At 41.6% G+C, this 24,892-nt stretch carries 24 protein-coding genes and 1 pseudogene; 8 read left to right on the top strand and 17 right to left on the bottom strand.

The genetic code is table 11. The features are described 5' to 3' along the window. Positions 1–68 precede the first annotated feature (68 nt). The 3 genes and pseudogenes from VSQ62_RS03575 to VSQ62_RS03565 form a co-directional block, all read right to left on the bottom strand. A complete protein-coding gene (locus tag VSQ62_RS03575) occupies positions 69–1,751 on the bottom strand; it encodes an O-antigen ligase family protein (protein WP_334633242.1) in 1,683 nt (560 codons plus the stop codon). A 283-nt stretch (positions 1,752–2,034) separates the two neighbouring features. Next, complete coding sequence (locus VSQ62_RS03570) at positions 2,035–3,684, bottom strand: leucine-rich repeat protein (protein ID WP_334633241.1); 1,650 nt, start codon at positions 3,682–3,684, stop codon at positions 2,035–2,037. 338 nt (positions 3,685–4,022) lie between these two features. Beyond that, positions 4,023–4,136, bottom strand: a pseudogene (locus tag VSQ62_RS03565) (transcriptional regulator); the annotation flags it as partial. 168 nt (positions 4,137–4,304) lie between these two features. Between VSQ62_RS03565 and VSQ62_RS03560 the strand changes: the two are divergent. From VSQ62_RS03560 to VSQ62_RS03525, 8 genes are all read left to right on the top strand, one after another. Continuing rightward, complete coding sequence (locus VSQ62_RS03560) at positions 4,305–4,508, top strand: helix-turn-helix domain-containing protein (protein ID WP_334633239.1); 204 nt, start codon at positions 4,305–4,307, stop codon at positions 4,506–4,508. Further along, positions 4,477–4,653: a hypothetical protein gene (locus tag VSQ62_RS03555; RefSeq protein ID WP_334637777.1), complete on the top strand. Its 177-nt coding sequence runs from the start codon at positions 4,477–4,479 to the stop codon at positions 4,651–4,653. The genes VSQ62_RS03560 and VSQ62_RS03555 overlap by 32 nt, the downstream gene beginning before the upstream one ends. A 99-nt stretch (positions 4,654–4,752) precedes the next feature. Further along, positions 4,753–5,505, top strand: a complete 753-nt coding sequence (locus tag VSQ62_RS03550) for a hypothetical protein (protein ID WP_334633237.1) — start codon at positions 4,753–4,755, stop codon at positions 5,503–5,505. Positions 5,506–5,744: 239 nt separating this feature from the next. After that, positions 5,745–6,041 (top strand): GHKL domain-containing protein, encoded by a 297-nt coding sequence (locus VSQ62_RS03545; RefSeq protein ID WP_334633236.1) that lies wholly within the window; start codon positions 5,745–5,747, stop codon positions 6,039–6,041. A gap of 199 nt (positions 6,042–6,240) precedes the next feature. Then, complete coding sequence (locus VSQ62_RS03540) at positions 6,241–6,531, top strand: hypothetical protein (RefSeq protein WP_334633235.1); 291 nt, start codon at positions 6,241–6,243, stop codon at positions 6,529–6,531. A gap of 67 nt (positions 6,532–6,598) precedes the next feature. Further along, positions 6,599–6,820: a hypothetical protein gene (locus tag VSQ62_RS03535; RefSeq protein WP_334633233.1), complete on the top strand. Its 222-nt coding sequence runs from the start codon at positions 6,599–6,601 to the stop codon at positions 6,818–6,820. 18 nt (positions 6,821–6,838) lie between these two features. Then, positions 6,839–7,579: an ABC transporter ATP-binding protein gene (locus tag VSQ62_RS03530; protein ID WP_334633232.1), complete on the top strand. Its 741-nt coding sequence runs from the start codon at positions 6,839–6,841 to the stop codon at positions 7,577–7,579. Beyond that, positions 7,572–8,267: an ABC transporter permease gene (locus tag VSQ62_RS03525; protein WP_334633231.1), complete on the top strand. Its 696-nt coding sequence runs from the start codon at positions 7,572–7,574 to the stop codon at positions 8,265–8,267. Before VSQ62_RS03530 ends, VSQ62_RS03525 begins: the two co-directional genes overlap by 8 nt. A 534-nt stretch (positions 8,268–8,801) precedes the next feature. Here VSQ62_RS03525 and VSQ62_RS03520 read toward each other — a convergent pair. The 14 genes from VSQ62_RS03520 to VSQ62_RS03450 all read right to left on the bottom strand — a co-directional run bounded on the left by VSQ62_RS03520 (position 8,802) and on the right by VSQ62_RS03450 (position 24,880). Continuing rightward, positions 8,802–8,924, bottom strand: a complete 123-nt coding sequence (locus tag VSQ62_RS03520) for a hypothetical protein (RefSeq protein WP_334633229.1) — start codon at positions 8,922–8,924, stop codon at positions 8,802–8,804. 263 nt (positions 8,925–9,187) lie between these two features. After that, positions 9,188–11,893 carry a TOTE conflict system archaeo-eukaryotic primase domain-containing protein gene (locus tag VSQ62_RS32600; RefSeq protein WP_502957808.1) on the bottom strand — a complete coding sequence of 902 codons (2,706 nt, stop codon included), beginning with the start codon at positions 11,891–11,893 and terminating at the stop codon, positions 9,188–9,190. A 266-nt stretch (positions 11,894–12,159) separates the two neighbouring features. Beyond that, a complete protein-coding gene (locus VSQ62_RS03505; RefSeq protein WP_172497363.1) occupies positions 12,160–13,455 on the bottom strand; it encodes an RNA-binding domain-containing protein in 1,296 nt (431 codons plus the stop codon). Between the two features lie 587 nt (positions 13,456–14,042). Further along, a complete protein-coding gene (locus VSQ62_RS03500; protein ID WP_334633226.1) occupies positions 14,043–15,953 on the bottom strand; it encodes an endonuclease MutS2 in 1,911 nt (636 codons plus the stop codon). A gap of 26 nt (positions 15,954–15,979) precedes the next feature. Next, positions 15,980–16,771 (bottom strand): ABC-2 family transporter protein, encoded by a 792-nt coding sequence (locus VSQ62_RS03495; RefSeq protein ID WP_334633225.1) that lies wholly within the window; start codon positions 16,769–16,771, stop codon positions 15,980–15,982. Further along, complete coding sequence (locus tag VSQ62_RS03490) at positions 16,768–17,562, bottom strand: ABC transporter permease (RefSeq protein ID WP_334633223.1); 795 nt, start codon at positions 17,560–17,562, stop codon at positions 16,768–16,770. The genes VSQ62_RS03495 and VSQ62_RS03490 overlap by 4 nt, the downstream gene beginning before the upstream one ends. Positions 17,563–17,565: 3 nt before the next feature. After that, positions 17,566–18,537 carry an ABC transporter ATP-binding protein gene (locus tag VSQ62_RS03485; RefSeq protein ID WP_334633222.1) on the bottom strand — a complete coding sequence of 324 codons (972 nt, stop codon included), beginning with the start codon at positions 18,535–18,537 and terminating at the stop codon, positions 17,566–17,568. Positions 18,538–19,147: 610 nt separating this feature from the next. Then, positions 19,148–19,300 carry a hypothetical protein gene (locus tag VSQ62_RS03480; protein WP_334633221.1) on the bottom strand — a complete coding sequence of 51 codons (153 nt, stop codon included), beginning with the start codon at positions 19,298–19,300 and terminating at the stop codon, positions 19,148–19,150. Positions 19,301–19,318: 18 nt separating this feature from the next. Next, positions 19,319–19,714, bottom strand: coding sequence for a hypothetical protein (locus VSQ62_RS03475; protein WP_334633220.1), 396 nt, complete (start codon positions 19,712–19,714; stop codon positions 19,319–19,321). Between the two features lie 119 nt (positions 19,715–19,833). Beyond that, positions 19,834–20,448, bottom strand: coding sequence for a flavin reductase (locus tag VSQ62_RS03470; protein WP_334633219.1), 615 nt, complete (start codon positions 20,446–20,448; stop codon positions 19,834–19,836). A 145-nt stretch (positions 20,449–20,593) separates the two neighbouring features. After that, on the bottom strand, positions 20,594–21,697 hold the full coding sequence (locus VSQ62_RS03465) for a glycoside hydrolase family 172 protein (RefSeq protein ID WP_334637553.1): 1,104 nt from the start codon (positions 21,695–21,697) through the stop codon (positions 20,594–20,596). A gap of 89 nt (positions 21,698–21,786) precedes the next feature. Beyond that, the gene (locus VSQ62_RS03460) at positions 21,787–22,614 is read right to left on the bottom strand and encodes a carbohydrate ABC transporter permease (RefSeq protein ID WP_334633217.1); all 828 of its coding nucleotides are present in this window, start codon (positions 22,612–22,614) and stop codon (positions 21,787–21,789) included. Further along, positions 22,611–23,543, bottom strand: a complete 933-nt coding sequence (locus tag VSQ62_RS03455) for a carbohydrate ABC transporter permease (RefSeq protein WP_334633216.1) — start codon at positions 23,541–23,543, stop codon at positions 22,611–22,613. The genes VSQ62_RS03460 and VSQ62_RS03455 overlap by 4 nt, the downstream gene beginning before the upstream one ends. 44 nt (positions 23,544–23,587) lie before the next feature. Next, positions 23,588–24,880 (bottom strand): ABC transporter substrate-binding protein, encoded by a 1,293-nt coding sequence (locus VSQ62_RS03450; protein WP_334633215.1) that lies wholly within the window; start codon positions 24,878–24,880, stop codon positions 23,588–23,590. Between the last annotated feature and the right edge of the window lie 12 nt (positions 24,881–24,892).

Genomic DNA, 24,892 nt, shown 5'->3' with positions numbered 1-24,892 from the left:
CGTTATTATTATACGATATATTTTATTGTTCTGCAATTATTTCTTTTCGGTTCAGACAAGCTGCCCTGTTATCTCATCTCTTCAATCAGCTTCAAGTCTTCCCTGGACAGCGTCACTTCCGGCTGGTCATTGATCTTCCACCCAAGACGGCTCGTCCCTTCCTTTACATTCTCTAACATATGCGGTATCTCCGCTGCACGTTCCGCGCAAAATCTGGCGCTGTCCATATCATTAGCCTGCTTATAAAGCTCTGCGCAGTAAGCCAGAGAATTCAGGTAGTCCACATACTCCTCATACTGATACGGCGCTAAACGTATCGCCGTAAGCTTATATCTGACAAACGCTTCTACATCTCCCTGCGAAAATGCTGCCCGTGCCTTTGCACTATAAGCAACCGAAACATGACTGTTTCCCTCCAAGATGGAATCCGCCCTCTTCTCCATCTCCTCCGGGCCTTCCGACATATTCAGAAGTTCGATCTTTGCCATCGTATTACCGCCGTAAAACCGAATTGCCTGTTCCGGTTCTCCTTTGATATAGAAATAATCCGAAGCGCCGGCTATAACCGATAACACCGCGATTACAATCATAGATAATCCTGCCGCTATCTTCGTCAATATGGATATCTTTATCCTCTTAACATTTCGTATATCCAGAAACAACAGCAGCACAAAACACATCATCAAAAATTGAAAATCGTAGTCAAACAGGCTGTGCAGCAGCATAACCGCCAGGATGACTCTGTCCCTTTCAGATGTATTTTCAGACAGAAGGGAACGGATGACTGCGCCATATATAAGTAAGGCAGGAACAATTCCGATATCCAGCATAATCTGTAAAAATTCATTGTGAACACTTACGACAGAATATACCCCCGTCTGCATTTCCTGCTGTACAAAATAATAACCGTAATATCCCATTCCAAAAGGATGGGTAACGATCATTTTTATCGCATCCCTGTCATACAAAAGCCTGCCCCAGAATGTACTGGCATTTCCTCCCATAGACAGCAGACGGTCATAAATCCCTTTGCCGTATCCTCCAAAAGCCAGGACAGCCGCCAGAATTACGAATCCCCCAACGCATAATATACTGTATTTCCGCAATTCCTTCTTCAATATCAGCAGCATGAAGAATACGACTATCGTCATCACCATAACCGTCCGGCTTCCGCTCAGATAGATACCCGTCAAAGCAATCAGTATATGGATCGCTATCATCCAATCTGTCTTCTTAATGCTCATCCGATACACGGAAACCAACAGGCAAACTAACATAAACAGTGCATAAGTATTCGGATACTGAAAGAAACCGGCCAATCTTCCTGCAACGGAAACATATTCCGAAAACGCCGGAAATTGCATCAACGCAAAAGAGAATACTGTCATCAGGCTCCCCATAACCGGCAAAGACTGTATCAATCGCTCTCTTTGCTCCAACACCTGACACATAACAAAAAAATATATCAAAACCGGAAGGAACTTAATTCCTCCCATTAAAGACATTCCTGAATCAACTGCCCACAAACCGGCAAGAAAATATCCCAGCGTCAAAGTTACGACCGCAGCAAGATTCCAGTCAAAAGAAATCCAAAATTCACCTGAACGTATCAGCAGACAGACTGCCATAATCATAAGAACGATCAATAACACTGCCGATACACAGCAAAAATATCCGCCTCCGGCTATACCGGATACGATCAAGATGATGAATAAAAAATAATATAGATAACTATGCTTTCCTTCCGGCATATGAGCCTCCTTAGCCAAAATACACATTACTGCCGCCTATACATGCAAACACACTTGTTTGAGTCACTGTCATTATAAATAGAGATCACTTAAAATTCGTATTATCGTTATTATTATACGCTTTATTCCATTGTATTGCAATAAAAAGAATATCGCAAACAAACTACTACTCCAATACAGAAAACCGGCATGAACTCCTCCACGCCGGTTTTACCGAAAACTTCATTTACTTACTTAATATGTGCCTGCAAGAATGCACACCACAATCCAGAGCATGCCCGCATCATGCCGCATTTCTTCTCCTGCTTGCTGCAGTAACGCCGATTCCCGTTGAGAATACCGCAATCAGCATCCATAATACTGCCGCTGCCTGATCCCCCGTTTTTGGAGATGATACATTTCTAGCCGTACCAGTTCTGTTTGCCCCCGTCACGCTACCATTAGCGCTGCCTGATCCATTTGAGCCAGATATTACACCTGACGCCCCCGGTACTGTAGTATTGCTGCCTGTCTTTGCCAGTACATTCAATTCTGTGTCCACAGAACCATAGGTATAATTCATGGTGACCTTATGTTTGCCTACTGAGAGCGTGTCCAGATACTTTGACAAGAATGTCAGCACAGTTGATCCTTCCTTCAAAGTATAGTTACTCCGATCTACTTCTTCGCCGTCTACGTGTACACTCACAAAATCCTTCAATTCTCCGGTACACTTGATTGTAGCTCCTTCACCGCTGCCGATAATGTATATGTTATCTGTGACCTCCGGGACGATCCTAAGCGGTTTGACCTTATCTGTCGTTGACGGCGGCTTCGGAGTTGCCGGTAATTTGGGCATTAGCCAGCCCGCAAATTTACTTCCCAAGCTGTTTCGTATTTCCTCGGTCCACGTTTTACTGGCAATTGTGCAATAAGCAATCGCTGTTACATCCTCGAAGGGTTCAAGTTGAACCACTCTATCATCAAAAGTAATCTCTGGTGCCTCTCCGTCAAACGTAACCTTTTTTAGACCTGTACATCCTGCAAATATGCCATCCCCCACACTCTTTACACTGCTTGGAAGCGTTACCTCAGGAAGCGTTCCGCAATATGCAAAAGCCCGATAAGCTATCCTCGTCACTTTATTTGGTATGGTCAGGGCCGAAAGGTTGGAACAACCGTAAAATGCATATGCACCTATTTTCACAATACTGGATGGAATAGATACACTTTTTAAACCAATACAGCCATAGAATACATATTCACCTATTTCTGTCATACTGTTCGGAATTGTCACAGTAGTCAGCTCACGGCATCTGTTAAACGCGTGATTTCCTATCTTCGTAACACTATTAGGTATAGCCAGATCAGAAAGGCTTTCACAATTATAAAATGCATACTCACCTATTTCCGTTACAGTTCCCGGTATTACTACTGTTCTTAATCCTCTGTACCACTCAAATGTATGATTCCCTATTCCCGTAACACCGTCTTCGATAACCACCGAGGTAATCCCTTCTATTATCTCATCATCAAACGGCGATTCTCCTGTTTCTCCACTTCCAGAGATCGTAACCACTCTATCTGTCAACGTCCATGTAAGACCATTAGCATCCGTCTCCGTTATTGTATCCGTTCCTTCCCCGGGATTCACTGGCTCCGGGTCTCCCGATTCCGAAGCTGCCGGCTCCAAATCAGATGCTATATCTCTGGCTGTCAAATTCTCATCTTTTTCAGATCGCGCATCTGTATCAGAGTTTATATCTTCGCTGCGATCACCAACTGTTTCAGTCTCATCCAACGACGCATCCACACTTTTCTTTACATTCGAATCTGTCCTTTCTTCAATATTGACTTGTCCTGCATCTTCTTCTCCCTCTGCTGCCCAAGCCATCGAACCGCCAGACACCACCAGGGCTGCCGCCAGAAAGACGGCTGCTAACTTCCTCTTCATTTTTTAATGCTCCTTCTCCATGATATATTTTGCACAATTCGTAATATCGTTTTTATTATACGTTATTACAAAGCAATTTGCAATAGTTTTATATTTTATCTCCATATGGTGCGAAGTTAATAACATAAACTATACAAATTAGCGCAAGTCAAACTTTTCTAGTAAAATGGTTGATTATCTCAAAAAAGCCTTTCTATATGCAGCTTTACGGGCGCACTTTTGCCAGGTACAGGGATTTATACCTAACCCCGGCAAAATGGCGTTCTATCACGTAACAAATCCACAACCAAAGTGGAGCAGAAAGCGGCTGCGCCGCCGGAACGCCCGGCGGACTGCTCCAAAAGGATCTCGTCGTATACCTTTTTCCGTCTCTCCTTGCGCCCTTTCCAGGCTATCTTGATTGCCTCCCCAAAAGCCTTAAAGTCATATCGTGGTACTGGTCTTTTTGCCATATTCATTCACCCTGTTACATTTTACTGTTCACCTTTCTTTTTAGATATGTCTACACAGTTCTATCAGTTAGCCAAAATAATTTTCTTTATTTTCAAAAAGCAGCTTGAAGTTATTCGGTTGGACGTACATAATTATACTGATAGAGATCAGAGAAAAGGTGCATAAAGATGTTAGAGTATATTCCCGCCCCGGAAGCAGCAACAAAATGGGGCATTTCAGAAAGACATGTGCAAAAGCTATGTGAGGAAAACCGCATACCGGGCGTGGCAAAATTCAGCCGCTTGTGGTTGATACCAAAGGACGCTGAAAAGCCCGCTGACGGAAGATACAAGAAACGGGGTGAACGCATTGGTACGGATAGCGATATGTGACGACGATAAGGAAGCGATCAAATCTCATGGGGATATTGTGAAAGACTGTCTGCGCTCTTGCGGAATAGGTTATGAGATTGCAACTTATACACAAAGCAGCAATCTCCTTTTTGATATTACAGACGACCATTATGAAAATCAGTGACAGCATGGCATATCTCAAAAATGGCGAAACGCTTCCAATCAGCCGTTCCCATTTGCAGGAAGTAAAAAAGCAGATAAACAGGTTTTGGGGGGCGCATATATGATGACTTGGTATCAGATACTTTCATTCTTTTTTACAAATGGATTGCGGATATTTTTAGGGCTGTATCTTGTTATAACATTGCAGCAATTAGCTGGAAACAGGAAAAAAGCAAGCGTCATTTCTGTGTGTGCAGCAGCCTTTATTACCGTGCTGTCCTGTTTCCCCATTCAGCAATTTTATATGACGGGTATAGAAATAATTTTTGTAATACTGATTGCATATTATCTATATGCGGCGCAGCCCAGGGTGAGCCTGTTTCTCATTTTCTTTTATGAAGCAACGGTTGCTTTGTGGGAATTTATTCTATCGGCTGGGCTGGGGGATATCTTTCAATCAGACCGTTTTCTTGATATGCGGTCAAATGGATATATAGCGGCAGTTTGGATTGTCTGGCTTTTTATGCTGGGAATTGCTTTTCTTACTGTGAAATCGCATAAAAGAAATGAAAATCTATCACCACGGATAATAGCCGGAATTGCGATAGCTGGTATGCTGGGAGCCGTTCTTTTATCCGGGCAGAATACCGTATCCATAAGTGACGACCAACTGACAACTTGGATCATCTTCTCAATGCTAATCCTTGTAGCAATCTTATTTTTCAACCTTAACCGCCAATATGAAATGGAGAAAAAGATTATGCTGCTTGAAAAAGAAAAAATGCGTTATTGGAGCATGACTATCAGACTCTTAAAAATGTTTATGCCGCTAACGCAAAATTGTTCCATGACTTCCAAAATCATATTGATGTAGTGTATCACTATCTATAAAAAAACCATACAACGGAAGCCGCCCGCTACATTGAAAATCTGCGTTTTCCAATACAAGAACTTACACAGACAGCATGGGTAGGCGACGAAGCCGTAGACTATCTAATCAACAGCAAGATTGCCCTTGCTGCTTCCCTAAATATACAAGTAGGTACAAACATTGAATTTCCACGCCGCACCAATATACAAAGTGTTGACTTAGTTGCGATTTTAGGTAATCTTTTGGATAATGCCCTTGAAGCGATAAAAAATGAGGAAGATAGATTTCGCTTTGTCAATTTAACAATCCGCCGCATAAATGATATGATGGTGATCAAGGTGGAGAACGGGTGTAGTGCTAAACCGACCGAAATGAACGGAAGTTTGCAGACTTCCAAAGAAGATAAAACTTTGCACGGTTGGGGCCTGCAAAGCGTCCGTGCCGCCGCTGAACGCTATGACGGGACTATCGAAACAGAATACAGCAATCAGATATTCCGCGCTGTTGTAACATTATCTTTTGAAGCAGTAAAGGCATAATCAATCTATCAGGAAAGCAGATCGTCCACGCTGGCGGTCTGTTTTTTCATGGACAAAAACCTACCGATTATGGACAAAGCGGAAGAAATGTCGCTTTTGCAGTATGCTATGACTGTAACAGAAGCTTACACACAAAACGAAATGCGTAATCGCTGGTGCTATGCCATTCATATTAGGGCGATTTGAGGGAGTAAATGTTATGCCGCTGGGGTTTGCCGTTCTATGCCTGAATACCCCAATCTGTATATTGCTTTCCTGTGATCCCGGTTTAGAACAGGCAGTCCGAACACTGCCGGGACAGGCAAAAATCATTACTGCGCTTATAATCGCGCTGCAAAGTACAATCTTGTCCGTCCTGTTGGAGTGGTTTTGTCCCGTCCGTAACTGGAGGATTGAAGATGATTTATGGCAACACCCGCGAAAGTATATTGTACCGCTGATTATGTTTTTGATTGCAGGGCTTATCGGTATGTGGTCTGTAAATATATAGGTTTTGCTCTGCATCGCCATAGCTGAAGTTTTAAGCTTATCACTTGTCGTAAGGAGGATATAATACCATGAAAAATACAAAACGCTGCCCTAAATGCAGTTCACAAAATATTGTCCGTGTTCCCGATAACCAAAATCGTCATGCCAGCGGGAACAATATTTATACTTCGACCTTTACATTGATGAAAAAAATCCCGGTTATACGCTATGTCTGCTGCGATTGCGGATATGTGGAGAATTGGGTGGAAATGCAAAGAGAACGTGACGAAATCAAGCGCACATTTGGATAATAAAAGGAGGGCTGCAAAATGGAAAACATTATCCTGCAAACACACGGAATATCCGTAAAATATGGAAATTTCCTTGCGCTTGATGATGTAAGCATTAGTCTTAAAAATAAGCATATATACGGTTTTATTGGTGAGAACGGCGCAGGTAAGACTACATTGATGAAAGTGCTGACAGGGCTGCTTTACCCGACAAACGGTGATTTTTCGCTGTTCGGGAAGAATAGACCATGCGATATTCTGAAAATGCGCCGACATATCGGCAGCACCATTGAAGCTCCTGCCCTTTATCCGGAATACTCCGCTTACCGTAATCTTGAATTACAGCGTATCCTTATCGGCAATCCCGACAAGGAAATATGTGATAAGCTACTTGGAATGGTGGGAATGACCGAGGTTAAGGATAAGAAGGCAGGAAAATTCTCTATGGGCATGAAGCAAAGACTTAGCATAGCAATGGCTCTTGTCGGCAAGCCGAAGCTGCTCATACTTGACGAACCGATAAACGGTCTTGATCCGAAAAACATATCTGAACTGCGCAGCTTGCTCAAAAGGCTGAATGAGGAAAATGACGTAACACTATTCCTATCAAGCCATTTCCTTAACGAGCTTTATCTGCTTGCCACTGATTACTATATTATCCACAAGGGGAGAATAATCAAGTCACTCACTCATAATGAACTTGACGAAAAACTTTCAGTTACGGGGCAAAGCCTTGAAGAATACTTTCTTAGTATTACGGGAGGTGACAGCAATGTATAATCAGCTAATCATTGAAAAATACAAAGCGAAAAGATTTATTATAATGTATCTTACGGTGGCTGTTCTTGCAGCAGCAGGATTTTTCCTTGGATTTCTGAAACTCCCGGAAAATCTTGATACAGCAACGGTGTTTTCTTTTTCGATTTGCGATACATCTTTTATGTTTATCATTTCACTTGTTACTGCTTGGTTTGCAGGAAATGATTTTCTAAACCGAACAATACATAATGAGATAAAGGCAGGGTACAGCCGTTTTTCAGTGTTTATTACAAGAACTATTACAGCCGTTATCATGGCAGTGCTGCTACATTTAACCTATGTTTTCGCAACAGTTATCGGATTTGCTGTTAAATATAGGTTTGACAGTAGTATATTTTCTGTTACAGATTTTGTTTGGCTGCTGGTAGTCATGTTGCAGATATGTGCCAACATCTGTATCGTTATGTTTATTGTCTTTGCCCTCAAAAAAGTTACATCGGGAGTAGCTGTAACGATTGTGTTCAGCTTTGTGTCCTGCAATATCCTTAGAAACTTCATCAGAGAGAGTGTTTTCCGGCTGACCTGTTTTAGTCTTGCACAAACGAATGATAACAGAACACTTACATTGTCGTCGGTGTTTGCAGCAGCGGTGATCGTTATTTCACCGACAGCAACACACTTAGTTTTCAGAAAATCCGAGATAAAATAAGTATTTCAGTTATGATACTACTACTATTTTCCTGATTATATCAGAGCATAGTTCATATTAAAATTATTAAATCTGCCGCACGACGACAAAAGAAAAAAGCCGTCGTACAGCAGAGGTATTACTAGTACACCGAAAAATAAGCTCCTAGCCATATAACGCAGAATGATTTTTCATATGCAAGGCGGAGGAATGAGGCGTAGTGGGCGCTACGCCGATTGACAACAACGACGCAGATGGAAAATCAGGCAAGTTATATGGCTGGTTACTTATTATTCGGTGTACTAGTACGGATGGATATTTATCATCACACATATAAAGCAGATGATTTTCCAATATCATATAAATCGCTTGAAGATACAGGAGGCTTCAAGAACTATTTCATCGAACTAATCCTTGTCATGAAGCCTAAAGGTATGCTGGATACTATAGCCCATGTCCACGGATATCTGCTCCCAGGTATCAAAATACAAATATCTCTTCTCAAGAATTGTTCTCTCTGCTCTATTGGATACCCGCTTTATCATATGTGTGATATCAGTCTTCAAAGAATCTTGTTGCTTTTATTGCCAGATCACGAAAAAAAGCTACCTGCTCCAGCTTGCTGTTGATATCATTATCAATCTTATAGGCCTGGCTCAAATATTCCTTTGCTATCATAAGCACCTCTGAAAAAGTGTTTTTCCTCGGATTGACTCTGATTGCCGTTTATTTATTCTGATTTTCTTCTACTTGCCGAACACTTAATCTCAGCCTTTACCGCATTGATCAAAGCTGACTGTGTACGATCCTTTGATTCCAAAGCCTTCACCTTCTCCCCATATAGTGCTATCAAGTAAGGACTAACAATTTTTTTACATTTCTTTATTCCTTCTTTAGAATTAATCCAAAACAACCATTTCCATAAGTCAGTGATTAAGTTGCTATTCCTTTAATGCAATCTCCAACAATTCTGCCGCAACCTGATCGGACTTGATTCGTATCAGATTATCCCATGCATCTTCTTTGCCCAACAGGTTCATTCCTCCATGCCACACAAGTTCATTGTCTATAATAGCAAAATGTTCTATTACCTCTTCCTTTACAATGACTTGAATACCACTTTCTTTCATATTTTGAATTAATCTCTGACAAAACTCTGAACTTCCACAAGATACGTTCTGTGGTTCTATTGTTATAACTGTCACTGTAATTCCAGCTTCCTGTCTTGCCCTTACAAGATAGGTAAAGCGCTCTATCTTATCCTGTGTAAGCTCTGGGCTGGAAACAATGATTTTCTTTTCCGCCTCAACAATATCCCTCTCAAATACATCCATGTAATTTCCGGAATCATAAATAGAATTTACTGTCTGTTTTGAAAGAATACGATTTGTTATCAATTGAAATCCTGTCCGTTTATAGGTACACAGCCTTTTTGAGTACATATTATCAAAGACCCGGATATGAGAATCTACATAATCATATACTATAACTTCCTTTTTCCCCTCATAATCACGATTCAATCTTCCAATGTACTGCTCAAGCCTGCCTGCAAAGGAAACAGGCGAAGCCAGCATCAGGGTATCCAGCCTCGGATAATCGAACCCTTCCCCTATTTTCTGACCTGTTGCCACCAAAATCAGGCTCTGCGTCCTGGTCACCTCTTTTAGTTTTCTTCTAACTTCTGAGTTTTCCTTATCACTATTATCTCCATATAAGATGAACACATAATCTGCGTCTTTCTGCAAATGGTCATACAAATACTTCGCCTGTTCTTTGTACCTTGTCAAAATTACTGGTGTTCTTCCTTCTTCCACACAAATTCTTGTATCTGCAAGAATCATTTCATTCCGAACGGTATTCATGCTAATCAAAGAATATGCACCATTAATATCATTTTTACTTTCGTTTGTATCAATAACCCTTGTATACCGCGGATATACATAGTGGCCGATTCCTTGTTCTATCGCCCTCTCTTTTGCAGTATAGCTGTGTCTGACCGGACCCAAAAGCATATGAATAATTTCCTCCAGATTATCCCCCCTTTTTGGCGTTGCCGTCACACCATAAACATATCTGGCATTTATCTTCTGCATCACTTTGATAGAAGTATTGGAACCACAATGATGGCATTCATCCATCAGAACCATGCCGTAAGAATTAATAAAACTATTGAATTTTCCTTTACTATACATGGAGCCGACCATGGCCACATCAATAATACCAGTCAAAGTATTTTTACTGCCATGCAAAATTCCAATCACACTTTTCCTACGCTTTTCCCTCCCGCTATTTGTTCGATAGGTTGGCGGTTCCTCGTCTATGATTAAAAATTTATTTAATTCATCCACCCACTGTTCCAGCAAATCTTTACTTTGAAGCAAAATAAGTGTATTTATTTTTCTCTCGGCAATGAGATAGCTGCAGACTACTGTTTTTCCAAATGCAGTAGCCGCACTGAGAACTCCATGATCAAATGCAAGCAAATGCTGTGCCGCCAGGTTCTGCTGCATCTTTAAATCACCGTTAAAAGAAACCCTTATGGGTCTTCCCTTTTCCCTGTGATCTGAAATAACATACTCAACACCTGCCTCCTTGCAGGAAGTAAGCAGATTATCAAAAAGGCCTCTTGGAATGCAAATATAACCATCCGTATCTTTTCCCATATATACAGCGCTGAAATTATAATAATTGGAATATCCAAGCCTTTTATTCTTATAAAACACAGGATTATCAAAAGCTGCCATACTCCGGATCTGATTTTGCAGACGCGGCATCAAATTTAATGTATCAACATATACTCCATCACCAAGAACTATGTGCATTTTTCCTACAACATCAGATTTTACAAATCCCTCTATTTTCTTCCAGGGCTTTGGACGATTCCCAGAAAAGGAAGGGATCAGCATTCCTTTTTCTTTGGCAAGCTCTGACTGCCATTTTGACATATATTTTTCTACATCTTCTTTTGACAGTTTTTCAGTATGGTTAAGTAAAATGTCCCATTGATCCGGATAAGCATTCCAATTTTTATCAACAAAAGCGCTGTTTCCATTCTTCAGTGCCTGTCCCTGCAGCGGCAATGCAATCAGATTTCCTATACTGCTTGCAACATCCTGGGACGGATACATTCGGTCATAATAATGAAAAGATTTCAGATTGATCGAAGAGGAGCCTTTATCAAGCAGAAGGCATCCAAAATTTCTTGCAAGAGAAGCGGATATCGGTTTTTTGAAAAATATCCATACATGTGCGCCTCTGCCTGATCTTGATCTTTCTACTAAAGGCAATATACCATTTCTTTCGCAGATAAGCCTTAATGCATCAACCTCTTCATGCCATTCATCATTCGTATTTGCAAAATCTGTCTTTTCAGCACCTTTCTCATGATTGTCAAAATCAAAAACAATAAATCGGCATGTGCCATCTGGGAACAATGGATATACGCCTAATGCATCCGCACCATCTTCTCTATATCCAAGGAGATGCTCGATAATTTTCTTGGGCTTAAGTTCCGTCCACTTCCTATTCTCACAGGCTTCACAATTGATTTTTTCACCACACTGTTTCGGACATATCCGGTCATTCCATCTATGATCACACTGTGGAAAATAACCTCCCTTCGTGCCTCTTTTGGCATAAACATCCATTCTTCCCCAAAACATTGCAAAATATTTATTTGCCAGTTCTTCTGTAATATATTTATTTTGAATACGTCCTCCCTGGTCAGAATCGTACTCTTCAATGCTTTCTATTTTTTCGTCAAACACATTTTCTGACTCATAAGCAATATCGGCCTTATCCAACAGTTCTTTCAATCTTCTGTTTTCATCCTGAAGGCTTCGCACTAACTTTCGAAGTGAATCTAAATCATAGGCTTCTACATTCATTTATATAATCCTCATCATCTCACCTGTCACTTTATATTTACTATCCAATATCCTTTTTTCTTAGAACCTTTTCTTTCAATGAGCCCCTTTTCTTTCAACTGACGAATTCTTTTTGTAATTGTAGTCATTCCCAACCCAACCTGCCGGCTGATTTCATTTACTTTAATGCTGCTATTTTCCTTCATTAATGAAACTATCTTTTCATCACTATCCTCAAGCAACACTTTTTTGTTTTGGAGCAGAGCAGATTCTGTTCTTTCAGTCTTATTTAATGGAATTGTCACGGTAATAAAATTCTCTGTTATATCGAATACTTCCTTTCCGTATCTGGATACGATCAATGGAACTCCATGCCCTGTTTGTTCAATATAGTCCAACTGAACCATGATCTGCTGAAGTTCGAGATTCACTGGTTTACTTTTCCCCTCATAAAACTCCTCCAGTGTAAGTCCCTCCGGTAAGCCTCCCACTGAAATAATCTCAATACGGTCATCAAACATATATACCGCCGGCGGCGTCTGTCTTGACCAGCGATTATGCAAACATGCATTCAGCCATGCCTCCCTGAAACATGAGAAATCAAACAAGCTTCTTTCTTCTCTAAGACTTCCTCCCACATCTACTATGGTATCATTCAATGCTTCCATATAATCCAGCACCTGTTTTACAGCCACAAGCATGCACTTATAACCATACTCATTCCGCTTGACCAGATCCGTTTTATTTGTTCCACGAAACACTGCCACTTTAATGGAATAACTATTCACATCTGCTAAAATACCTGCCATCAAATTATAAGTCCCATCTCGCGTCAGAAGATTTAAATTTCGCTGAAAAGTATTCTCCCGAAGTGTTAGATTATTTCCTGCATACAATGTTTTTAATTGTTCAAAAGTTAGTTCCTGATTATTCGCCTCAATATTTACAATAGAATCTGATATACTAAGCATCAAACGGCGTAACTGCTGCGGTGATATTTCTCTATCTTCATCCGCTGATCTCATATAATATTTTCCATATGCCGAATAAGGCTTTTCATCTCCTTCAGCAGTGACTTTTATTATATTTTTATCATCACACAGTTCCACAATAATCGTTGGAATAACCTGTGGTTTGATTGCATTTGCAATACCCTGGGATATTTCCCGCATGGTACGGTCTCCTATTTGTTGTCCTATAATTTCACCATCATTCCTTACACCAAAATATAAAGTTCCTTTTCCGTTTTTATTCAACATAGAGGCGATAGAAATAAGGCCTTCTTTTAATTCTCCTGTTGTTTTTTTGAATTCAACCAATTCTGTCTCCATACCAAGATTCATATCAGTACACCTCCTCTCCATAAAGTATATCCTTTTTCGTCAATTTAATCAACACATAATAATCGCTTTATTAATCACACATGTGATTAATAAAGCGATTACTAAATTATGGGCTTCCATCTTCACACTGGTATACTATCCTCCACACACAGCGCCCCATACCCCGCGTATGTCAAGTTAATGTCACAAACTTTTTTACTTTTCCCGCGTGAAAATCGCTGAAACCCGCATAACTTCGTGGAGCGTATGGTTCGCCAATGCTAGGTTAGGGCAAAATTAACGGTGAATCAGTATCAAGTGAAAAGAGTTATTAATCACGGAAATCCATTTTCCAAAACATTACTAATGGGCGAAGGTTTCAAGAATACGGCTAACGGATAGAAAAAGGATCAAAATTTAGTTGGTATCCTTTCTCGTTCAAAGTATAATTTTTGTGTAATGATATAAGGATTTATATACTTCAATTTTACACCAACAGCCGGATTTTTCAAGTCCGGCTGCATTTTTTCCCGGAAAGGGAATTGCGCATAGATTTCGCCTACTCGCCAGGTGCATCGGCGCTTATTCAAATGCAAAGTTTGAGTTATCTATTCATCAATAGTAATTTGTTCTTCTATCATCTTTCCTCTGTCCATTTGGTGCCGCAGCTTTCTATTTTTTACGCTGTCAAAAATAATAGAAAAATCATAATCATCAGGATATAATTTCTCCGCAGCCACATGGAGTTTCATTCTTTTTCGGTTAACCCAAATTTTTTTATCCGCCATCTGTACTCTCAAAACTCCTTTTTCATTGGCTGTCTTGCAGACAATGCCAATCTTTTTATCTGGATATACAAGAACACTGTCTCCCAGTTGAAATTCCAGAGCTTTTTGTGCTGCCTCATTCCTTCTTTTCCTTTTTTGAATACCAGATACCCTCCTCTTTTCTAAATGATTTTTAGAAACCACTTGTTTCAGATTTTCCGATATTTCCTCCTTTCCGTAAGCCGCCTTCATTGCCGTTTTTAACATCTCTTCTGGCATTCCCATTTTCCCGGCTATGTAGAAAGCACAGCTTTCCCCAGCTTCTCCAATAACTAATTGATAAAGAGGTTGCAGACTTTCCTTATCAAAGGTCATCCTCGCATTCTCAATCCTGGCTTTTTTATCTGCATATTGTTTTACCTCTGGATAATGTGTCGTAACGAGAAATAGTCCTCCACTCTTTTGTAATTCTTCCAATATTGCAATGGCAATTCCCATGCCTTCTGTTGGGTCTGTGCCGGAACCAAGCTCATCCATAACTACAAGGCTGTCTCTGTTAACTTTTTTTAATATTTCTAATACATTCACAATATGTGCTGAAAATGTAGAAAGATTCTCTGATATATTTTGCCCGTCACCTATATCACACAGAAAATTACTGTTCATACAAATTTCCGCTTTTTTACATGCCACGTGTAAACCGCATTGTGCCATCATACAATTTAATGCAACTGTCTTAATTGTAACTGTTTTACCGCCCGTATTAGGCCCTGTAATAACTACGCCATCAAAACTCTTCCCTATCTCAAATTGCAGCGGCACGCACTCTGACGGAGCCATAAGGGGATGTCGTCCATCTTCTATTCGGATATATCGTTGCGTATTAATTTTTGGTTCTACTCCATCATATTCTAAACTCAGTTTTCCTTTTGAAAAAATAAAATCTAGTTTTTCTATCATACTGATATTTTGTTCCAAAATCTCCTCATAATCGGCCACCATCGCAGAAAGAGAATAGAGTATCCTATATTCTTCATTTTCTTCATGTATCCGTAGAAGCTGCAATGTCTCATAATATTTCCCCACAGAACTTGGTTCTATAAATAAGGTACCTCCCGTTGAGGATTTATCAATCACATTACCTTTTATTTTATATTTATATATTTTTTTAACAGGAATACAAATATGCCCATTTCTCAGAGTACTGAAATGATCAGACAGGCTTTCCTTATTCGCCCGTATAACTGCATCTACTTTCTCCCGCATGCCTCTTTCATGCCGTTCAATATTATCCCGCAAGGATTTTAAATCTTTGGAAGCATTATCATCTATCCTGCCATTTCTAATCTGCATACTAATGGTTTCTTTCAGATTATCCAGACAATCCAGCTTCTCATCATAATATGCCAACGATATTTCCCATTGTTTACAACGGCTTAGATAGTTCTTTAACCGCATTACAGCAACAAGGGATTTTTCCATATCTTCAAGCTGTGAAATGGATAAACAGTCTCCTTTAGCAGCCTTTTGGATGCATTCTCTAATCCCACTTAAAGAAACCAACGGCGGATTTCCGCTTTTCTCCAATAGTTCTCTGGCTTCACTTGTCTCCCTTTGCCTTGCTATCAATTCATTCTCTGACATGCTGGGAACGGTGTCCTTAATCTTTTCTTTTGCCCACTCTGTAAGTGCCAGTTCAATCCACTTCTCTTTCATCTTATCAAATTCCAATACTTTATCTGTTTGAACCATTTTAACCCTCCTATTACCAAAAATAATTAACTGCTTGCACTCTCATATCTGTGTACTCCATATGACCAAAATGATAATGCAAAAAAAGTAAAAATACACACAATTACTACTCCAAACAACAGACCATTTACTGACAGTGCCCCTATAAATGCTTGTGTCGGCAACGTTGCAATGATTCCATATGGCAATACACAATAAAAAATAAACTTATAAATTCCATAAAAAGCAATCCCTGGTATTTTCAAACACAAGTCAATCGCTGTTTCCTCAATTTTCGTTAAATTGTTTACAGAGTAAACAAAAAAAGCAAAGCATCGTATCAAGAGTTCCATATCGTAGTACAGTATCGTCATCATAAAAACCAGAAACAGATATTTAATAATGTGAGACCATGAAAAACCCATGTCTATTTCTTTCACCCCATACGCAATAATACATGCACTGAAAGCCAATAACGGTATGGAACCTGGATTTATTTTTTCAAAAGTAATTCGCAATAGCGGATTTACCGGTTTGGTCAGATACAAATCCAGTTCACCTGTTTGTATTTTTTCAGGTATGGAAATCACTCCAAAAAAGTAAATTGTCATGTTAAGGGCATTGATCAGGGAAAATGTTCCTACAAAAACAAGGATTTCTCCATGCCTCCATCCACGAATTTTATCCACATGCCCGTAAATTGCCTCAAAGGCAAAAAGCTGAACCAGAAAATAACTGGTGTCAATAAAAAACGGTCCAAAGAATCCCAACCGGAATGTCATGATATGGGATATCCTTAATTTCATTAATTCTGTCAAAAATCTATAATTATCTTTCATATTCCTGCTCCGTCATATTTAATTCGATAATGTTCATAAGTTACTTGATTTAAAACAATAAAGAAAATGCACCATATACTTAAAACAAATAAGCCTGTCACTGCTTCATCCTCACATCTTCCTATAAACAGCATGCTTGGGAGATATGTAACATAATAGAACGGTAGAAATCTCATGCTGGCTATCATCCATTCCGGCAAAAGTGCAAGGGGAATCACTGCTCCTGTCACAACTGCTGATAAATTATCCTTTATCATGAGAAAGGTACTGATCTCCTCAAATTTTAAAGTTAAAATCCCAAGGAAATAATTGAGCTGAGCCATAAACAGCAGACCTAAAACAACCATGATAATTCCGCATAGCAATATCTTCAAATTGACTGTATGTACAATAGAAATCCGGAACAAACAAAACCACAGAACAGTTGCTAAAAAGCCAATGCCTGAAGAAAATGCAAGTTTCCCGACCTCCATCGCCACAAAATAGCCCTGTGTCTGTACCGGTATCACCATATATTTTGAAAAAGTGCCGTTTCTCAACATCCCCGTCATCTGCTGGCTGATTTCAGCAGACTTTTCCATCTGGAATAAATAGGAACTTATGATATAGTAAGAAATCATGGTGTGAAATTTCAATCCTGCTATCTGCTCTTTTCCTTCAAACAAAATACTCCATAAGATCCATGCAAACAATATCTTAGCTACTGACAGAATCACATCAACAAGTACATCTGCTCTCCAGATTAACTGCGCTTTCATATATGCCTTAGCAATTTCCAAATATTTCTTCACGTTTTACACCTCCTTATAGATACGCTCTACTACAGAGCCTATTTCTTCTTCCTCAATTCCAATATCCCGGATCGGATAATGACCTATATACGATTCCAGAACTTTTTCTGTATTTTGTTTTGGTATTTCAAGCACCAGTTTGTCATTTGTTTTTTCTAATATCCTGCAATATTCCGGGACATCAGACTCTACGCTATGCTCAAAATATATCGTCATTTTCTTGCTCTTCTGGTATTGTTCAAATAACATATCCGTATCGCCGTCATATATTTTTCTGCCGTAATTTACTACAATAGAGCGTTTGCATAATGCCTTAATATCCTCCATATAATGTGAAGTTAGCAGGATGGTCGTCCCTCTCGATTCATTTATATTTTTCAAGAAAGTCCGAATCTGTTTACTTGCCACAGCATCCAGTCCAATTGTCGGTTCGTCTAAAAACAGTATTTTGGGATTATGAAGCAATGCAGCAATCAATTCCATTTTCATCCTTTCTCCTAATGATAATGTCCTTACCTGTACATCCATAAGTTCCTGTACCTGAAACAGCTCCACAAAAAAGTTCTTATTTTTCCTATACTCGTCTTCTGGAATCCGATATATTTCTTTAAACAGTCTCAGCGTATCCTCCGCTGTCAGTTCAAAGAACAACTGACTCTTCTGCCCCATAACTACCGCATATTGATGCTTAAATGCCTTCTCCAGCTTATTGGGATAAAATCCCATGACCTGAATTTCGCCGCCTGTTGGCGCAATAATGCCAGTCAGCATCTTCACTAAGGTAGTTTTACCCGCTCCATTCGGTCCAATCAATCCTATAAACTCACCCTCATCCACATCCATGTTAAAGGCATCTACCGCAATTTTTTCTTCATATTCTCTATGGAACAGACCCTTAATACTTCCTATCACTCCCTCCTGCTTCTTATACCGTTTATACTTTTTCGTTATATTTTCTGTCCGTATCATCTTCATGTTTAAAACCTCCAAATGAAATATATTTTCGTTCAAGACACAAAAAAACGTGGTTTCTGCCTATCATAAATAGACTGAAACCACGAATCCATATGTCTCAAATTGACACAGTAAAACAAGGCTTTCCATGAAAGGATACCCGCAATGTCTTAAAACTTGCACTCCATTTCATAGTTGGTCTAAAACAAAAAAAGCATGACCTCTACAGTCACACTTTCCCTAATTCTCATTCATCAAAACAAGACAATCATTCCCAGTGTATGCAGTATTCTGTAAGGCAGAAACAACCAGCATTCAATAATGCTGAAAAGGGTACTATAAATAAAACACTATCCCTAGTGCTTACCCTCTTTCTTAAATTTAGTTGTTCTTTGTCATTACAGATACCACCAACATATACCATATCTACCTTTTCTTTAAAATATGAACCTATATTAACTCATAACTTTTCCAATGTCAATATTTATTTAATGGATATTTTAATTATGGTGGCATTTCTGATAATTGTTTTCATAAATTATATTTTTTATCCGTTTTTTTCCATCCATTTTCCCCATTTTATCAACCATTGTTATTTTCAGAAATATTCATTTCCGGCATACCTGACGTCTTACCCAATCTTCCTGCCCGGATTGCTGCAGCCTTCTCTATCTTTTCCTTTTTTAGCTGCTCTGCCCTTCCCAAATCCACATAATGTGTTGCATAGGCTTTTCAATTTCCGGGTTTCCACTTTTGCTGAAACGAAGGGGATTACCAGCCTCATTGAAAAAAGCATCCTCCCTTAAACTGCCGCTGTAAGACACCACAACATCAATATCCGCTCCGTCGTGGTACAGCCCTTCCCTGGAACGGCTACCATAAACCCTTGCGCCAAGCAGTTCCACTTCCTCCGCAGCCCCATTTCATCAATCTGCGCCTGGGCATAACAGAGTGCTGTTTCCTCTATCCCTGCATGGCTCTGGCCGTTCAGGGCAAGCTCTGGCTCTGTCAATTTCCCGGAAATTTCTGCCGTATGCCATGTACCGAAATGTCCATTTGCAATAACCTCTTTCGTTTCTTCATTAATCTGCATGTTCTCTTTCTTCCCTAACTCCTGTTCCCATATCACTTCTCTTACAAGTCCGATCAATTCGTCCAGCACGGCTGGCAAGAATACATACCTCACGTTCTGCCCCATATACCTCCAAGACTTCCCCTTCGGCATCATGCGCTAAGTGCATCCCGTCAAAATTCTTCCGGATCCCTTCTCTTATCACTCTTACCTTACATTAGCCATTCTCCGCTAATCATCTCTGCTTACTGCATAACCTTCTCAAAATCAGATGCCGGATGTTTGCACAGCGGACAGATAAAATCCGCCGGAATATCCTCTCCTTCGTATACATATCCGCACACCGTACACCGCCACACCGTCTTACCGGCAGCGGCCTTCTCCGGCTTCGGCTTTATATCCGACTGATAATAAGCATAACTCGCCGACGGCACATCAGAGAGCGCCTCCATATCTTCTACAGCTGCAATAAACATCGTGTGACTCCCCAGATCAACACTCTGCTCTATCACCGCGCTGATATAGCCGTTGGTTCCAGCCGTAACATAGTACAGACCATTGGCTGAACGCTTACACTCCGTATAATCAGCAAACTTATCCACATCCCGCCCCGATTGGAAACCAAAATGCTTAAACGTATCAAAGCTTGCCGCTTCACTAAGGATGGAAATATTGAACTTTCCGCTTTCTCTCACCAGGTCATGTGTAAAATTAGACTTATTTACAGTGATGCTGATCCTGTTAGGCTCGCTTGTCACCTGCCCCGCCGTGTTGATAATACATCCGCTGTCCTTCCCTTCTGAAGCAGAAGTAAGAACGAACAAGCCGTAGGTCAGTTTGTACATTGTTTTCTTATCCATGAAATCCTCCTTCATTGATTGCCGCCCTGCTAAGCAAGAGACAATACCGTTTATTAACTAATATTGCCACCTTTGGGATATCCTGTCAAGGAAACTTACGCCCTCGCCGCCATATTCAACTAAACTGTTACTCTCTTATCCCTCCTCACCTCGGCCACCTCTTCTCTTTCTCCAACAACTTCGGAAACTCCCCATGCGGCTCCCGCTGATACCAGTAAGCGACACTCGCCAGATCATCCTGCCGCTCGAACAACCCGTTATACCCCACTCCAATCTGCTGAACCGTTACCTTCAGATCCTCCTCGAAGAAAATCGGATCCATCACATGCCAGCGGTAGAATCCCCGCATCGGCGGACAGTCGTCATTATGATAAGGATTCCATACCAGATCATCATGCCTGGAATAATACGGATATCCAAGAAACGACGTGCTGTAAGTCTGCTCTGCCGTCTTTCCGGCCTCCTGCACGGCGAAGCTCCATGACCCGCCGAAGTAATCCTCCATCCCGGTTCCGCAGATCGTCGGATATTCCCGGTCACCGTCTATGTAGAACTTCACTTCGCCTTCTCCCCACCAATACCGCTGCAGGGTCGAAAGCGCAATATAAGTTCCGATATACTGCCCCTGCCCTTTGATTCCGTCCGCGATCACATAATCCTTTCCAAGCTCCGTCAATTCCTGCCGTCTCCACTGCGCATGGAAATACGCCGTATTCTCAGGAAGGGCATCATACAGAGTATAATCGATCTGATAGAAAAACGCCGGTATCGCATTAACATGCTGATTCTCCAATGTGAGCAGCGCCTTTTTCCCGAAAGGCATCTGAAAATATGCATTCAAGCCTCTGGCCGGAACGACCGTGACCAATTCTGAGTTCACCAGACACTCCTTCCCGAATCCGCAGCAGAAAAAGTCTCCCAGAGGAACCTCCGCCGACGGTTTCTCTTCTCCGTCCCAGTACATACGGAGCACCAGATCGCGCAGTACGAAGCAGTCGCCTTCCGAGGTCTTAGCATCCACCGTCATCCAGATATGATGGATCACTCCTGTCCCGTTGATCTCACCTAACACAACCTTTTCTCCCGGTTGGATATCCTTAAGGCACGGGCTTCCCTTCCGGGACACCCCAAGAGGGCCGGCTGCCATGCCGCCCCTCCCCTTCTCCCCCGTTCGATTCTCTGCATTGATCGCTCTGCTTCTTCCTCTGGTCAGATAAGGAAGCGCCCCGGCGCCTCCCGGAAGTACCATTCCATTCAATCCCTGCTCCTTCATAAACACACCCATCCTTTCATTGCGCACCTATCCTTCCATTACACATCTGCCCTCATATCGCTTGCCTATCCTTTCGTTGCGCCCATCGTCATACCTGCCGTCACCCACTTATTCAGCGCAAAATAGATCAAAAGAGGCGGCAGGATCGAGATAGCGATTGCCGCAAACGTGGAACCCCAGTCCACATTTCCAAACGCCCCGACATAATCCTTCAAGCCCATCGCAACAGTTTTTGCCGAGCCTTCGCTGATGAAGGTATTTGCAAAGATAAAGTCATTCCAGATCAAGATACTGTACATAGACGCGATCGTGATCACCGTGTTTCTTGCCAGAGGAAATACGATCTGGATAAATGTCCGAAACGGCGAGCAGCCATCCACGATCGCCGCCTCGATCAATTCGTTCGGCACAAATTCATAAAAGCTTACAAACATCATGACAGACAGCGGCAGCGCGAATCCCACCTGCGGCAGGATCAGAGAAAAGCTGGTGTTCAGGATTCCCATATCACTGTAAAATATAAACAGCGGAATCAATGTGATCTGAACCGGAACCATGATCCCGAATGTGAAGAATGAAAAGATGATCTTTTTCCCTCTCACCCTGAACTTAGACAGCGCATACCCTGCCGTAGCGCTCAACGCCACAATCAGTATCAGCGAGATTCCTGTGACCTTCAGACTGTTCCACATATACAGACCGATCTTGCCGTCCGAGAGCACATTTACGAAATTTTCCAGAGTAGGATTCTCAGGAAATGCAAACGGCGCGGACGATAACTCAACCGTCGGCTTTATACTTGCGATAAACAGCCAGATTACCGGATAGATCTGGATGATCAGAAATAATATGATCAGGACAGCAAATATAATTTTTATAGCCTTTCCTTTCATCGTCCTTCCCTCCTTCTTTGCCGCCTCTGCATCCGTTCCATTTCCCTGATCTCCCGCTCTTCCTTAGTGGTAAATACCTTCCGGATCAGATAGACCGCCAGAATGCTTTCTACAATAATAAAGACCGCCAGCGCGCTTCCATAGCCATATTGATTACTGGAAAATGCTTTCTTATACATATATGTGGACATCAATTCACTTGCATTTCCGGGTCCGCCGCTTGTGAGCAGGAACGGAATATCGAATCCTCTGAGCGCTCCTGTCAGGCACATAGTAAGCGTCAGCAGGATAATCTCCTTGATCAGAGGCATCTTAATCTTGAATAAGATCTGCAGCTCTGACGCCCCGTCCACCTTCGCCGCTTCATACACTGACGGATCCAGCGATACCAGCGCCGCATAGAAGATCACCATATACATACCGGTGAATCTCCAGCCTTCCGGTATCGAAACTGCCGCCAGCGCAGTACTCACTTCTGCCAGCCACGAAGTTACCATTCCATCAAGACCCGCCGCCTGTAAGAACTGATTCAGCAGCCCCATCGGCTCCGTGGAATAGATGCTTCTGAATAACTGCGTGATCGCAACCGTCGTAATGATACACGGAACATAATACAGGGTTTTCACCAACGTCACATGTCTGGTCATATAGGTCAGCAGGATCGCGAAGAACAGTCCGACGGCAAGCTGCATAGAAACTACGATCACCAGGTAGATCAGATTATTGATAAACGCCGTATAAAAGACCTTATCATGGAACATGGTAATATAGTTCTGAAATCCTACGAATTCTTTATCTCCTATTCCGCCCCATTTCATAAAACTCAGCCGGATAGATTCTTCTATCGGATAGAACACCGCCAATATATAAAACAGCAATCCCGGAAGAAGAAATGCCAAAAACGCCTTTTTACTCTTAATCACTCCCATTATACCCTCCTATTCGCAGGGAATCTACGATCAAATCTACAATTTTAATTTGCATTTTCCGCAATCGAATTATCCACTAATCTGCAGAATTCATCCACGGTAAGATCTCCCGAGGCCAGCAGCAGCAGGTTATCCTGCATAACAGTATTGGTGTTGGAATCCAGATAGGTATCCCATGGCTTTAGGAAATTCTCTCCGGTCTTCTGCATATCGTCCTGAATCTTCAGATATAGATCAGAATATTCCACCTCATCGGAAAGCTCTGTCCTGATCGGTGACATCTGCTGCTTTGCCGCATATAATTTCCCATAATTCTCAATCACATACAGCACGAAGTCTTTCGTCTTCTCATCAAACGTCTCTGCGTTAAATGCCATTCCAATGCCGGAATTCACACAGAATTCATTGGCCTTGGTCTTGCCTCCATCTGTTGCCGGAAGATAGAAATAATCAATCTTTCCCTGCTCATAGGCTTCCTGCATAGCGGCAATTTCCCAGTCGCCGATATAGTACATGGCGGATTTGCCGTCCAGGAACATAGACTGTGCCGTTGCATAATCGGTCGCAGCAAAACCATCGTTAAAATACTGTCCGATCTCTGCCATAAATTCAGCGGCCTCTCTGCCTGTATCACTGTCCATCTTCGCTTTGCCGTCTCTGAGATCGATGATAAAATCATTGCCGGATTCCCTGAACGGAAGCATTGCCAGATACCTCTGAACCGGCCATCTGTCAACTCCGTCCACGGAGATCGGCGTAACCCCGTTGTCTTTTAACGTCTTACACACATTCAGCCATTCATCCATCGTAGCCGGCGGGGTCAGCTCATATTTGTCAAAGATCTCCTTGTTATACCAGGTCATTTCCACATGATACTCCAGCGGCAGCGTATACATGGTGCCGTCCGTGAACTCCTGATACTTCAATGCGATCGGATAAAAATCATCATATTTATCATTCTCCTCCAGAAATTTCTTGACATCCACCAACATCCCGGCATCCACAAGCTCCTGACAATATGGATCTGCGTCGATATCTATGATATCCGGCATATTCTTCCCGGCGATCAAGGTCTTTAATTTCTGAAGATATGACGGCCTGTCCGCAGTCGTCTCGAATTCAATCTTCCATTTCCCGCCCTTTTCCTCACTGTACTGATCGGCAATCTCATGCATGACCTGATCGATCTCTCCGTCAACCGGCCTGGACGTCATCCATGTAACCGTCGTTACACCGTCTTCTTCCGACTTGCTTTCCTTGTCTTTGGCCCCGCATCCTGCTGCCAGTCCCGCCGTTAAACCAACCGCCAACAATACGCTTACTAATCTCTTCTTCATATGTCTTCCTCC

Origin of the sequence: Sporofaciens sp. JLR.KK001, from assembly GCF_036941055.1 — a bacterium.
Classification (GTDB): domain Bacteria; phylum Bacillota; class Clostridia; order Lachnospirales; family Lachnospiraceae; genus Sporofaciens.
This window is presented reverse-complemented; position numbering and strand designations above follow the sequence as displayed.